This window comes from Arthrobacter sp. MYb213 (genome assembly GCF_002979915.1).
Taxonomy (GTDB): Bacteria; Actinomycetota; Actinomycetes; order Actinomycetales; family Micrococcaceae; genus Glutamicibacter.
This window is the reverse complement of sequence record NZ_PCQA01000001.1, coordinates 684,142-698,620: the sequence shown is the minus strand read 5'-3', so window position 1 is coordinate 698,620 and position 14,479 is coordinate 684,142. Positions and strand designations below refer to the sequence as shown.

General features: G+C 53.3%; 9 protein-coding genes and 1 pseudogene. 8 read left to right on the top strand and 2 right to left on the bottom strand.

Features of this window, described 5'->3' with window-relative positions:
* Window positions 1-106: 106 nt before the first annotated feature.
* A complete protein-coding gene (locus CQ011_RS03315) occupies window positions 107-1,447 on the top strand; it encodes a glycosyltransferase (RefSeq protein WP_219844176.1) in 1,341 nt (446 codons plus the stop codon).
* 37 nt (window positions 1,448-1,484) lie between these two features.
* Here CQ011_RS03315 and CQ011_RS03310 read toward each other — a convergent pair whose 3' ends face one another.
* Both CQ011_RS03310 and CQ011_RS03305 read right to left on the bottom strand, forming a co-directional pair.
* Window positions 1,485-3,650 carry a cell wall-binding repeat-containing protein gene (locus CQ011_RS03310; RefSeq protein WP_105674583.1) on the bottom strand — a complete coding sequence of 722 codons (2,166 nt, stop codon included), beginning with the start codon at window positions 3,648-3,650 and terminating at the stop codon, window positions 1,485-1,487.
* Window positions 3,651-3,756: 106 nt separating this feature from the next.
* Window positions 3,757-5,010 (bottom strand): MFS transporter, encoded by a 1,254-nt coding sequence (locus CQ011_RS03305; RefSeq protein WP_105674581.1) that lies wholly within the window; start codon window positions 5,008-5,010, stop codon window positions 3,757-3,759.
* 184 nt (window positions 5,011-5,194) lie between these two features.
* Here CQ011_RS03305 and ftsY point away from each other — a divergent pair, with 184 nt between their 5' ends.
* The 7 genes and pseudogenes from ftsY (at window position 5,195) to CQ011_RS03275 (ending at window position 14,016) form a co-directional block, all read left to right on the top strand.
* Window positions 5,195-6,385 carry a signal recognition particle-docking protein FtsY gene (gene ftsY / locus CQ011_RS03300; RefSeq protein ID WP_105674580.1) on the top strand — a complete coding sequence of 397 codons (1,191 nt, stop codon included), beginning with the start codon at window positions 5,195-5,197 and terminating at the stop codon, window positions 6,383-6,385.
* 233 nt (window positions 6,386-6,618) lie between these two features.
* Window positions 6,619-8,217, top strand: coding sequence for an SH3 domain-containing protein (locus CQ011_RS03295; protein WP_181147969.1), 1,599 nt, complete (start codon window positions 6,619-6,621; stop codon window positions 8,215-8,217).
* A 47-nt stretch (window positions 8,218-8,264) separates the two neighbouring features.
* The gene (locus tag CQ011_RS03290) at window positions 8,265-8,912 is read left to right on the top strand and encodes a hypothetical protein (protein WP_105674576.1); all 648 of its coding nucleotides are present in this window, start codon (window positions 8,265-8,267) and stop codon (window positions 8,910-8,912) included.
* 345 nt (window positions 8,913-9,257) lie between these two features.
* On the top strand, window positions 9,258-11,396 hold the full coding sequence (locus tag CQ011_RS03285) for an acyltransferase family protein (protein ID WP_181147968.1): 2,139 nt from the start codon (window positions 9,258-9,260) through the stop codon (window positions 11,394-11,396).
* Between the two features lie 197 nt (window positions 11,397-11,593).
* Window positions 11,594-11,935, top strand: a pseudogene (locus tag CQ011_RS18130) (SH3 domain-containing protein); the annotation flags it as partial.
* 51 nt (window positions 11,936-11,986) lie between these two features.
* The gene (locus tag CQ011_RS03280; protein WP_219844175.1) at window positions 11,987-13,363 is read left to right on the top strand and encodes a gamma-glutamylcyclotransferase; all 1,377 of its coding nucleotides are present in this window, start codon (window positions 11,987-11,989) and stop codon (window positions 13,361-13,363) included.
* Window positions 13,364-13,377: 14 nt separating this feature from the next.
* Window positions 13,378-14,016 (top strand): hypothetical protein, encoded by a 639-nt coding sequence (locus CQ011_RS03275; protein ID WP_105674570.1) that lies wholly within the window; start codon window positions 13,378-13,380, stop codon window positions 14,014-14,016.
* Window positions 14,017-14,479 lie beyond the last annotated feature (463 nt).

Here is a 14,479-nt window from a genome sequence, read left to right as displayed (position 1 = left end):
AATGCGGGTTAATATGGCGTTTTTTAAGAATCTTAAGCGGGACAAAAATGTTGTTTCGCCAGTCCCCGAGAAACTGCAATCGGCGGTCGCGGACTCGAAAGGCGACTTGGCCCCTTTGGTCAGCGTGATTATCCCCGTATATAACTCCATGCCTTACCTCACCGAGTTGCTGAACTCGTTGGAAACTCAGGATCTGGCAGCCGATAGATTTGAAGTCATTGCAGTCAATGACGGCTCCACCGACTACGGCAACGAGATTCTTGATACGTATGCCAAACGCAATTCAAACTTCACCATCATTCATCAGGCGAACAGCGGATGGCCCGGTAAACCTCGCAACGTGGGCATGGATGCTGCTCGGGGTAAATACGTCTTCTTCTGTGATGCCGATGATCGGTTGGGAACCGAAGCCCTGAGGCGCATGACGTCCTACGCAGCTAAACACGATCTGGATATCCTTATTCCACGTATGGTGGGAATTGGCGGACGTCGGGTACAGGCCGGATTTTTCTCCAAAACTCGTCCGGAAATCTCGTTGGAATTAGCGCTGGAATCACTTTCTCCGCAGAAGATGATTCGCCGTGAACTCATGGAAAAGCACAACATCAGATTCCGCGAAGATAAAGTGCGTCTCGAAGATGGCATGGCCATGGTTCAGGCTTATGTGGCTGCAGAACGCATCAGTATTCTTGCCGATTACGATTACTACGAAATCCGTCTGCGCTCTGACGGACAAAATATTAGTGTGGGACTAATCGACCCGGCTGGCTATGTCGGCTCGCTGCGGCATATCGCCCAAACAGTCAGCGCTCATACCGGCAAAGACGCCGAATACACCCGCCGTCTCCTAGCTGGACTCTTTTCCCGGAAAGCTTTGTCCTTCTATGAAGGTCGCCGGTTCATGCGTTACGAGCCGGAGGCCCGCCAGGCATGGGTAGAGCACCACGGTGAGTTCCTCAACGAGTTCATCGGTACCGAACCCCAAAGCGTCTTCAACCCAACTCGGCTCATAAAAGTGGAGCTGATCATCAATGGGGACGTGGCGGGCTTAGAACGTCTGGCAAGTGCGGAAATAGAAGCTGCTGCGAATCCCGTGGTCCAGAGTATTTCCGCCACAAATTCCACGCTGGAGCTGGTTATCGCCTCACCAGCAGGCGCTGTGGTGCCGAGCGTCTTATATTTTGAAGATCGGAAATCGGCCGAATTCGTCGAGGCCGAGCTTGTCGCCGGTAACGATCCACATACCTATGTGGCGACGTTCGCTTTGTCAGACTTGATTGATAAGATTGCGCGTCTGGGTAATGCACGCGTGCGCTACTCCGTGAAGGATCTGCGCAGAATTGGAGTCTCAGAGCATACGGCTGAAGTTGTACACGGGGGAGTGCGTGCTTACCGCACCGCCTATGGATATCTGAGTGTAGATACGCGAAAAGCTCGGAGAGACTAACCCTCCGAGCCTTCCAAAAGTACTTAGCTAAGCATGGTCAGCAGATATTCTGCTGGCCATTCGTTTTATAGGCCACGGTCTCATCCAAGACCTTCGGTCCACCGAGCAGGATATTGGTCCAGCCCTTCATGGAACGCATGGCACCGGCCACGGAGGAAGGCATGCAATCCTTCTTCGTCAGCAACAATGGTGCATCGTTGTAAGAAGCGATTACAGCGCCGGTCAGACCATCACGGAAATCATCTGCGGTAGCAACGAACTGACGTTGCGAACCCTTGGTCCAGAAAGTCTTTGCAATCAGGGCGCTGGTGTCGTAACGAGTAGCACCTTCAAAGCGGATGATCTTTGCATTGGGAACGGCGGCACGTACCTGGCGTTCAGTATTAGCTGAGATAGTCAGTGGGCCACCGGCCATATAAACCCGCGTTGGCTTCAAACGCTTCAACTCACGAATAGTTGCTGCTGGCACGGAGGCCTTTTTAGTCAGCAACATCGGAGCTTCACGCCCGGAAGCCACTGCTGCCAAAGACATCGCGTCTTCAAAACGTTCACCGGTCGCCAAAAATACCTGATTAGAGGTTTGCCATTTCTTAGAAATCAATGCGCTGGTGTCGTAGAGATCATTACCCCATACCCTGGTCACCGGGCCGTAGGTTTTAATCGTCTTGACGGTGGATTCACTGATGGCAATGGGGCCACCGAGAATAATGATGTTCTTGGGTTTGAGGCGTTTGAGTTCTGTTGCCACCGAAGCAGGTAGTTCGTTCTTCTGCGTCAGTAACAGCGGTGCGTTCTTCAAAGCCGCGAGAGGGGAACCTGCCAGAGCGTCGGGGAAGCGTTCACCCGAGGTGATCACCACGGTGGAAGCAGTGGAAGGAAATGTGCGCTTGGAAATTGCTACAGGAGTATCAAACCAGCGGTTTCCATATAGGCGTACGGGATCTAACCGGGTTGGCCAGACGTCCATGTCGCCCAAATAAGAGGTCACCATCTTGTATGGGGTGCTGCGGGTATTCTTGGCGAAATCCTTCAGCGACGTCAGATTGCCGTTCCAAACATTGGCATCGACATTCTTTGCATTACCAATAAGGTTTGAGTTTGACGCGTACTGCCAGACGTTAAAGGTCTTCCAGCCTTCGGGAAGCTCGCGCGGATTCTTGGTCGAGGTATCCGAAGTAGGGAAGACCGAAACATGCAGCGGCCAGTACTTGAAGGCCTCGGAATCACCGGTGCACTGATCCCACCATGACTGAGCGGTATAGATCATTGGCAAGCGGCCGGTGCTGGCCTTGATGGTATTGCCGAAGCTCTTGATCCAGGTCACCATCTGTGCCGGGCTCAGACCGTAGCAGATATCGCCTTTACCCTGAGGGTAATCTTTCGCTTTATATGGATTCCACTCGATATCTAGCAGTGGTGGCATGGTCTTGCCATCCGCGGTCCACCCGCCACCATTAGCGAGGAATTCCTTAGCTTGGGTAGCTCCACTGGAGTGCGCGGGCATTGCAAAGTGGTAGGCACCGCGAATTACGCCCGCAGAACCCGAAGCGGCGTAGTTTGTGTTGAACTGTGAATCTTTGAACAAGGACGTAGGCCACGACTGCGTGGCCTTGATGTAGCCAAAACGTGCACCGTTGTTATAAGCCTGTTTCCAATCGATGGTCCCTTGATGGTGGGAAACGTCGATGCCCAAAGTTCCCGGTGGACGCCAGGTGCGGAGATCTTCAAGTGAGCCTGGTACTGCAAGATCCAGATTCTGCTCTGTGTCAGTGGCTACTTCTTGTGCGAGAGTAGCAAGTTCGGCAAGTGTCGGAGCAGCTGGATCTCCAGACTCATCGATGCGCTTTTGGCCTTGGCCCATGGTGGCGTCAATGAAATCTTTGTCTAAAGCATCTAGCGCCAAAGCGGCCAAGGAAATTCTTTCCTTGGCCGAGAGATCCGTCTTTTGAGTTAGTCCTTGTTCAATAGCCTTTGCTGCTGAACTGGCAACACTTGGCGTGCTCGCTGGTTCAGGAGTCTGCGGTGCTTCCGGTTTGCTGGACTCAGCTGGAGACGGACTCGCTGTAGCGGAGCTTGAAACGCTAGGAGCTGTTTCCTTGGTGGGTGATGCTACTGCTGGAGCGGTTGCAGCCAGCGGCAGGACCAGCGCGGCCCCGAGCGATAACGCGAGCAGGCGTCTGCCTGCAAAGCGGTTTTCAGGCATAAAATCTCCTGTGAAGAATTGCGAGTGTGATCGGTGATTCCTCACAGTATATAAAGGCCAGTCAGGAAAGTCTCGTTGGTGGTCGAAAGGAGACGAGATCCAACGGTTATTTGCCTTGGACCGTCGGCTCAGGCTCTACTGCGACGGGACGAATCGTTTTTGGTACCAGGAGCCAAGCGACCACACCAATCAAACAGACCGCACCCGAAGCACTCAACGCCACCTGGTAGCTGATGGCATCTGCCATCACTCCGGCTATTAGTGGGCCGATAATTGCTCCAAGATCTGTAAACATCTGGAAGCCGGCCAATGCCTTGCCACCATTACGTCCTGAACCAATGACGTCTGCCACCGCAGCCTGCTGTGCAGGGCCCAAGATGCCGCCACCAAAACCAGCCAGAATTGAGAAGAAGATAAACCCGGTCAACGAAGTGAAGTAACCCATGGCCACAATGGAACCCAGAAGGACCACCATGCCCACCAAGATAGGGATCTTGCGCCCAATCGAATCGGTGAGTTTTCCAGAGAATGTCAGCGCGATGCCATTGCCCACGGCGAAGATTGCCAACGAGATGCCGGCGACTTTCGGGCCGAGGTCTTCACCGAAGACCGCAAGAGCAAACAGTGGGATCATGCTGGTGCGGATACCAAAGGCCAACCAGCCGTAGCTGAAACCGGAGGCCAACGCCGCACGGTAAGCCGGCGAGCTCAGTGCCTCACGAGTGGTCACTACTTCTACCGCTGACATTGCACCGGACTTCGTTGGATCCTTATCCAAGTCGCGCCGTCGTCCCAAAGCAAAATAGACCACCGCGGCCGCGATGACTAACGCGGTACCGTAAATGACGAATGGGATGCGCATGCCAAAGGGAGCCAGCAGGCTGCCAAGCACCGGGCCAATGACGTTGCCCAAAAGGAAAGAGCCGGCATACATGCCAGAGATGCGGCCGCGTGATTCATTAGGTGCCAGCCGGGCAATGAGCGCCATCGCAGAGATTGTAAACATGGTGGAACCAAAGCCACCCAGTCCACGGGCAATGAGCAGCTGTGTGTAGTCCTGAACCACGGCACATAACAGTGTGGAGACCGCCACCAGCAGTACTCCGGTGACGTAGATGCGCGGTTCGCCTAGTTTCCCCACCAGGATTCCTGCCACCGGGGCAAAGATGAGCCGAGTAAAGGCAAAGATAGAGACAATCACGCTGGCCGCCGCGGCACCAACATCAAAACTCACTGCATATTGCGGAAGGATCGGTGCAATCAGCCCAAAACCGAGAGCAATGATGAAAGCTGCAACCAAAAGAATTGCTATTTCGCGTGGGATAGGAGGGCGTGACTTAGACGAACGTTGACGCTGCATGATGACCGTTTCCCTACCCCTGAATTACGGTAAGGAAGGACCTTTCTCTAGAACTGCAAATCTACTGGCATGAACGCCAACGCAAGTCTATGCTCTCTAGGCGTACTCGTCTTTAACAGGTGACCGAGGACTCGAAGGGTGCCTCACAGTATTGGCCAGAGCAGACTATGAGAGAATTTCACTCGTGACCGAATCGCTATTACTTACCATTATCATTGTCGCGGTCATTGCCGTGGTGGCCATTGCTGTCATCGCGTTTGTGGCCAAGGGGCGTAAGCCCAAGACTCCGTACACCTCCGAGCGCGACGCAGATGATTCGCCATCTAGCGCCGCAGGTACCGAAACGAGTGAGACCCCAGCTGCTGGGCAGTCCCCAGACGGCACGGTACTGACCGAAGAACCTCCGGTAGAGCCAGCGGCCCCCGCCGCACCGGCACTGGATGTTCCAGAGCCAGTCCAGGGTCGCCTTGCCCGTCTGCGCGCTCGCCTGACCAAGTCGAACAACATGTTCTCCAAGGGCCTACTGGCCCTGCTCAGCCAAGACTCAATTGATGAGGATGTCTGGGAAGAAATCGAAGAGACGCTGCTGTTGGCGGATCTCGGTACCGAGCCTGCCCTTGAACTCGTTGACGCACTGCGTGAACGCGTGAAAATTGAAGGTAGCCGGGACCCGCTCAAGGTGAAGGCAATGCTCCGCGAAGAGCTGTTGAAGCTTGTGGATCCAACTCTGGACCGTAGCTACCTGCCTGAACCACACCCGGGCCGTCCAAGCATCATCATGGTGGTTGGTGTTAATGGTGTCGGTAAGACGACCACCATCGGCAAACTGGCCCGTGTGCTCGTTGCTGAAGACAAGGACGTGCTGCTCGGTGCAGCTGACACCTTCCGCGCGGCAGCGGCTGAACAGCTGGCAACCTGGGGAGACCGCGTTGGTGTTCCAACCGTGCGTTCTCACATTGATGGCGCAGACCCAGCCTCGGTAGCTTTTGAAGCTGTATCTGCTGGTATTGATCAGGAAGTCGACATTGTCATGATCGACACCGCCGGACGTTTGCAGAACAAGGTCGGCCTGATGGATGAGCTGGGCAAGATCAAGCGTGTTGTTGAGAAGAAGGCAGCCATTGATGAAGTCCTGTTGGTCTTGGACGCGACTACCGGCCAGAACGGCTTGGCTCAGGCCAAGGTGTTCTCCGAGGTAGTCAACGTGTCGGGCATCGTGCTCACCAAACTAGATGGCACCGCCAAGGGCGGTATTGTCGTGGCCATCCAGCGTCAGCTGGGTGTACCGGTGAAGCTTGTTGGTCTAGGCGAAGGTCCAGATGATCTTGCACCGTTTGATCCTGAAGCATTCGTAGACGCACTACTCGAAGGCTAATCCTTCGAGGTTCTCACTAGGCATCCGTGTCTGGCGCTTTAACCGGCGTCAGACACGGATGCCTTTTGGCTTAACTGAAACCAGCCTGTCCATAAACTAGTTAAACATATAAGTGTTGTACTAATGGATAGATGAGCCTATGATCAAAGGCTCCACACCGGGTCACTTTGCAGGCAGCTGACGCCCGGAGAAAATGAGCTCCCGCAATGGCGCGGGGATCAAAGGAATATCCCATGGAACCTTCAAAACCAAAATCCTACAATTCTGTGACCGCGTGGGTGACCTTATGCGCTTTACTGACATTCGGCCTTAGCGCTCCGGTCATCACGCAGCCGCTGGCCCACGCAGCAGTGGAAGGCAAAAACCTACTGGTCGCCACCGGCACCTACGACGACGAGAACGCACCGCCATCCAAATACATCACCAAAGTGACCGAGACGCGAACCACCGCAAATCTCAATCTTCGCGCTAAGGCTTCCACCAGTTCCACATCCTATGGCGTCATGACCAAGGGAACCGTGGTGAAGCTGACTGGAAAGAAGAGTGGCAGTTGGAGCCAACTCACCTGGGGTTCCAAAACTGGATGGGCAGCGAGTCAATTTCTGGAAACGCGGACTTACACCAAAGACTTATCGGTCAGGTACATGACCTCTTTTACTCAGATCTTCGCCGAACCCAACTTTAATCGCGCGGTGGGCGGCGTGAACTTCCGCACCCAGGTGAGCCTGCTCAATGTCAGTGGCTCGTGGTCGCAGATCAAGACCGCGTATTACTACGGCTGGGTGCCTTCCTCCAAGGTCACTAAGGCGCGCCCCGCTAAGGCTTACCGTTATGTGGCCAAGAGCAGTTCAGTCTACTCCCACCAGGACAAGTCCAATTCCAAAGTTGTTGGACGCATCCACCACTCGGAAAAGTATGAATACCGGCGCTGGGATTCGGCCAATCGACGCGATGAGATTCTGGTTGGCGGCCGGTGGGTGTGGAGCCCCGTAACCCAAAAGCCATATGTTGCCCGGGAATACCGTTATGCCCAAGAAACCGGTAGCACCTACAACCGTGCAGACAAATCCAGTGATACTAAAGTTGGCACCATTACCCGTGGTACTAAGGTGCGCTGGGGTGCGTGGAGTTCGGCAAATCGCCGTGACGAGATTTTGCTAAACGGTCGTTGGGTTTGGACCGGTGTTACTGACCGTACTAAGCCCGCTGGAACGATTCCCGAGACCATCTCGGTATCTCCTTATGGCCGTTTTGCTGCAAAGAATGCTCCCTTACGTAAAACCCCGCGCAGCGATCCATATGACAGTATTCTGGTCACCTTGAAAAAGGGAGACAAGGTCACCATCACCGGTAAGGCTGATGGTGGATGGGTCCGAGTTAAGTACGGCAATTACACCGGCTACGTCAATGAGTCCTACGATTTACGCCGTGATGGCCCCTATTCAGTAGCCGTATACGGCACCCTGCGCACTGGACAGTCAGCCTACAACCTGATGGCAGGTTTCCAGCAGAAGATTATGAATCAACGTTTTGCTAGTTCCTCTTTGTATCAGTTGTGGAATCCTAACTGGACTTTCCTCACTAACGGTGGGGGAACCGTGGTCAACGAACAGTTCCAATATTCGGATACTCGTGGATCAAACATGCTTCAAAAGCTTGATGTCTACGAAAGCCAGTTGAAATACAACGGTAAGCCTATGTACACCAGGCAAAAAGTCCGCATGACTGATGGGTCTGAGTCGTGGACATATAAGACCACCAGCGAATCTGAGAAAGTCGTGAAGAATTCCGGCCGGTATATTTCCTCCGGTGATTTCCTCCAACGTTCTTAACTCTCTTCAAATCGTCTTCGAGGAGACCAAAGGGGAAGGACCCCACCATGAACCAGAAAAAGCGACTGATCGGAACGGCTACCGCCGTCATAGTAATCGCGGGCACCGTCACCTCTGCGGTGCTGGTAAATCAACACAACGAAACCCCTGCGGCCCAAGCTGTAGAAACTCAGGAGGGCCAGGTAGCCGGTGTGGCTGCGGCCGACCCGCAAACCGGAATGAAAGTATACGTAGACTCGGAATCACAAGTGGTGAAAGAACTTGGCGAGGCAGGGAAACTCACCGTAGAAGGTCAAAAAGAACCTTCATTCAAAATCACTATTAACAAAGTGCAGGTACTCAAAAGCTGCACACTGCGTGGTTTCGGGGAAACTATCAAACCTGAGAACGGGTCATTCTTATTGTTAGACGTCAGCGCTACCCTGGCCGCTTCGGCAGCGGATGCCGTGGATGCTGATGTTGCGTTGATGCCTTTAGATGCTTCGGCCTTCGGAGTATCCGCGGGGGAGAACAAGAATGTTAGTTACCAACTGGATACTATTGCCTCCTACTCTTGCGAGGTGCCGAACGCACTGGATATCGCCGTAGGTGCCGGCGATACCGTGCACGGACAACTCATGCTCGATTCGCCCTTCGATTCGGGCCAAGTTGTCTATGATCCCGAAAAGACTGGCGGTTGGACGTGGTCTTATTAGCTGAAATTCTCACTCCTCAAGCAGCGCCTCGGCGTACGGGACAGCAGGCGCGCATCCTAAAACACTGAGAATTCAATCACAGTTCAACCAGTCATTTTTGGGAGTTATCCGCGAAGACTCACGGATAATTCGACGTTCGGACCACTTGAGAAGCGGACCGACCTGTTGTCCATACTGGAAATGTTGTGGGAGTTTTCAGTTATTGTTCAGATTGAATCACTAGACATGAAGTAGAGCCTCGTTAACCGCGAGGCTTTACCTATGTTGGCAAGTGGTAACTAGCCGCACCGGCAACGTTGCTCTTGTCTCGTGATATCTTTCCCCGGACAAAGGATCCCGCCACACGTGAGCTTGCAGCAGGCCGAAACTGGCACCACCGCGCGTAAATCCAAGCCGACGGTTTTTCGTGGCGACATTCAGGGATTACGTGCTATTGCCGTAGGCGTAGTGGTGATTTACCATTTCTGGCCCAAGGCATTGCCCGGTGGCTTTATCGGTGTTGACGTCTTTTTTGTGATCTCGGGATTCCTGATCACCACACACCTGCTCAAGCGTCCACCACAGAACATTCGAGACGTGGCGCAGTTTTGGATGCGCCGTGTTAAACGATTACTTCCAGCGTCCTTCTTAGTCATTCTGGCCGGTCTCCTCGGAGTCTGGTTACTGGCACCCATCACCTTGTGGCAAGACTGGGGTTTCCAAGCCATTGCCGCCACTTTCTACTTCCAGAACTGGTACCTCTCAACTTCCAAAGTTGATTATCTGGCCGAAGCAGATGCGCCAAGTCCTTTCCAACACTTTTGGTCACTATCGGTGGAAGAACAGTTTTACCTTATCTGGCCGATTCTCATCGGTGCATTACTGTTTGCGGCGATACGTTTTGGTTGGAAGCGTCGCAACGCAGCCCTCATCGGGATGGGTGCAATCTTCGCCTTGTCCTTAGGGTTCTCCATCTACGCCACGGCCACCGATGCTGGAGCCGCCTACTTCTCCGCCTTCACCCGTGCGTGGGAATTCGCAGCGGGTGCCTTGGTGGCTGCGTTGGGGCAACGTGCCTATGCGGCGAAGAAAGATCTAACGAGTCTGGCAGGAGCCTGGATCGGGTTAGCCGCGCTCATTTTCAGTGCGTTGGTGTTTGTTGGTGAAATGCCGTTCCCCGGATACATTGCCTTGGTCCCGGTCTTGGGTACCGCGTTGATACTCCTCTCGCACTCCACTCACAAGTACTCACCGGGAATCTTGCTTGAAAACCGCGTGATGCGCTTCTTAGGCGACAATTCTTACGCAATCTACCTGTGGCACTGGCCGATTCTCATTCTGGCCCCTTATACGGTCGCCGAATTCGGGGTAACTGCGCAAATTGGAGCATTGGCACTGACCTTGGTTCTCTCGGTACTGACTCAAAAATTAGTTGAGGTCCGTTTCCGTAAATTCATTGAGGTCTCAAAGCTTTTGACTGCCCCTAGATTCTTGCTTGCTGGCTCTGCCACCTTAGCGCTGGCTGCCGGTGCTTTCTACACTATGAGTGGGAACATCATGGAGGAGTCAAAGGATGTGACTGCTTCGGTCAAACGCGTTAATGCTCAAGTTGGAACGGACTGCTTCGGCTCCAATGGGCTCTCGGACCGTTGTGTTGAAGAACAGGGAATCCCAGAGGGCTACAAACAGCTAGCCCCGGCACCTATCGTGGCCAAAGACGACAAACCAGGTGTTTACGCGGATGACTGTTTTTCAGAGCAAGGTGACAACTACGCAAAGCGTCCGGTCTGCAGCTACGGCAAAGACAATGGAAAGGTCAAAGTTGCGATGGTGGGTAACTCGCACGCCGGTCAGTGGGTGCCAGCGGTGAAAGCAATCGCCGAGGATCGCGGTTGGAAACTGGACACCTATTTGATCAGCCGTTGTGCGGTGATGGGTGAACGCCAGGCCTATGACGAGAAGGCCTCTGTCGACGCCTGCGCTGAATACTCGGATTGGACTACCGAGCAGATCGATAAGAATGATTATGATTTGGTGATCTCTTCCAGTCGCCAGTCCTTAGCAATTGAAGGCAAGGGCTTTGCCGCATCCGAAGCACCGGCGCAACAAGCGTTTGAGAAGACCCTGAGTGACTGGAAAAATACTGGTGCTCAAGTAGCGGTCATCAAGGACACCCCGTTCCCCGGAAGCACCATGGATAATCTTCCGGACTGCGTTGCCGAACATGAGCAGGAACTGTCAAAGTGCAGTGGCCCGGCAGAGGAATGGATTCCTCTGGATCCACAGTTCGATGCTGTCAAAGCCCTAGATGATCCTAAAATCGTCTCGGTCAGTATGAATGACAAATTCTGCCGTGAAGACACTTGTTACGGCGTGATCGGTGGGGTGGTGGCATATTGGGACCACTCGCACATTTCAAGCACTATGTCCCGTGACCTAGCCAAGCCGTTAGACAGCCGACTCAAAGAAGCACTGGATGACAGCAAGCTATTTGCTTCATCGTAAATCCCGGTCAGTACACGGAGTCCTTACCGAAGACTAATTAATTTATGGTGCAAAAATGAACAAAATATAAATAATTGATAAAAAGCTTGCCGGTCACTGCGTAACTATCTATGCTCAATTTTATGGCGGTTCTCTGTCTGCAATCGCTAGCCAATATTTTGGCTCCCTCATAGATTTTGGCTGGAGATTCCTGTCTGATGCGCACGCGAGTAACTCTTCGTCAACGGATTATTGCTACCGTGGGTTTTCTTGCTTTGGTAGCGCCTGTCGCAATAATGCCGTTGGGGCACGCGGTCGAACCTGCGGCCCTGCATGCGGTTCGAAAGACTGGGTACGGGGCAGAAGATGCACCACCGTCGAAGTACCTGAAGAAGGTCACCGAAACCACGACTACGGTGAATCTTCAGCTACGTCAAAGCCCCAAATCGAATGCCTCATCGCTTGGCGTGATGCCCAAGGGGACCCTGGTGAAGCCGACCGGAACCAAACAAGGTAACTGGAGCCAACTCAAATGGGGATCCAAGACTGGCTGGTCTGCCACTGAATACCTGAGAACGCGAACTTACACCAAGGACGAGTCCAAGAGATTTATGCGTGGCTACGCGTCCATGTACTCCAGCTCATCACTGAGCCGTCGTATTGGTGCGGTCAACCTTCGCACACAAGTCCAACTCTTAGAAATCAGTGGAAGCGCAGCACATATCAAGACCGGCTATTACCATGGCTGGGTTAAGACCAATCAGCTAGCTACTCAGCAACCAGCGAAGTCCTATCGCTATGTGCAAAAGAGCGGCCCCATCTATTCGCATTTCGATGCCAGTAAGTCCCGGGAAGTTGGTCGTATCCACCACGGTGAGCGTTACGAATATCGCCGCTGGGACTCCGCGAACCGTCGGGATGAAATTCTAGTCAACGGTTCCTGGGTTTGGGCGAATACCACCAACCGCAAAAGTGTTAGCAGCCAATATCGCTACGCTCAGCACACTGGCGGGGTATATAACTCGGCAGAGAAGAAAAAGGCAAAACAAGCCGGCACTATTCGCCGGGGGACAAAAGTCCGCTGGGGAACGTGGGATTCGGCAAATCGTCGGGACGAAGTCCTATTGAACGGGCGTTGGGTCTGGGCCAACTCAACCAATCGGAAGGCGCCTAAAACCGAGTACCGATTTGCGCAGAAAAACGGTAACCTCTACGACCAAGCCAGTAAGTCGGGTGCGAAGAAGGTTGGAACCATCAAGGCCGGGGCCAAAGTGCAATGGGCAACGTGGGATTCGAAAAACCGTCGTGACGAAATCCGGGTGAACGGAAAATGGGTGTGGACCGATGTCACCAACCGGACAAAACCAGAAGGGCTCATCCCGCCCACAGTCAACGTGACCGACTACGGCCGCTTCGCTACCAGAAACCTGACCATGCTCAAGCAACCGTCTGCCAAGGCCGGGTGGGCAGGGAGCGTAAAAAAGGGAATCAAAGTCACCGTTCAAGCTAAAGCGGACGGAGGCTGGGTCAAAATAAAGTCTGGATCTAAGTCCGGCTATGTCAAGGAAAAAGACAACCTTCGGATCTTCGGGCCGCATTCGGTTGCGGTCTACGGAACCTTACGCACGGGACAATCGGCCTACAACGTGATGGGCGGATTTCAACAAAAGGAAATGAACCAGCGCATATCCAAAACATCTCTTTACCAACTGTGGAATCGTAACTGGACATTTCTCACCAATGGCTCGCGGAGCGTGGCGACTGAACAATTCCAGTATTCAGATCAAGCTGGGCCATCCATGCTGAAAAAGTTGGACCGGTATGAAAGTCAGCTCAAATATCAGGGACGAGTCATGTACACCCGTCAAAAGGTGAGGATGACCGACGGGTCGCAGTCATGGACCTACAAGACCACACCCTTCTCGGAGAAAGTGGTCAAAAGATCTGGTCGTTACATAGTTTCCGGCGACTTCCTGAAGCGCTCTTAGGTGAGGAACCCACAATGAAAAAGACCAAATTGCTTACAGGCGCCACGGTACTTGCATTCACGCTTGGCGCTGGTGGGTTGGCGCTGACCAACTCCCTGCAAGCCCAGGCAGAGAGCACCACGAAGACGACCAAAAGCCAGCTGGCCGACGTCGCAAAAATTGATGCTGAATCCGGAGAAAGAGTTTATGTCGATGCCCAATCCCAGGTGATTAAGTCACTGGGCGAGGCAGGCAAACTGACCGTGGACGGTCAGAAAAAACCTTCATTTGAAATCACCGTGCACAGTGTCAAGGTTCTGGACTCGTGCACCTTGCGTGGCTTTGGGGACAAGATCAAACCGGAGAATGGAAGATTCCTCTTGGTTGACATCAGCGCCAGCCTCGCGGCCTCGGCCGCCAAAGCAGTGGACGAAGAAATTGCTCTGATGCCACTGGATGCCTCGACTTTCGGTGTCTCTGCTGGTGAAAACCGAAAGCCAAATTATCAGTTGGACACGGTTGCTTCTTATTCTTGCGAGGTAGATAATGCGATAGATATCGCGGTAGGGGCCGGCGATGAGGTCCGCGGCATGCTGATGCTTGATGCGCCCTACAGCTCAGGGCAAATTGTGTATGACCCAGAAAAGACCGGCGGTTGGACATGGGGTTACTAGCTTGAAGAATCGAGCTTTTTACAGCGGCCACGGTTTGAGAGCGACTCTGGAAAAGCTGTAATCCCACCGCATCAAACGCGAGCCGGTAATGCCGGAATGTTAATTTTGGAACTACGTAAACTTCGAAACTCTCCTACTGAAGCAGATCGACTCCAAAATAGGTACAAAGCCAACGCACCACATGAACTCGAAGAGGAACAGCTGAAGCTATGCTCTTGCAATCTCGGGACGATTACACTGAAAGCGTAGCGGAATTCGTTGATGGAGGACTGTCCACTTTCAGCAGCTGAGCAGTGGACTGCAACCATCAGTGTCTAGGTTCGCTCTCTACCTGCCAGGCAGGACCCTGAACCGCCACTATGCCTACGAATTACATGAAGCTGTCGCCGAGGTCATTTCTCAGCCGCCAAGAGGTGCATTCGCACCGGCACAGTTCTGGGTTGTTCCAAACTGAACAACTGGT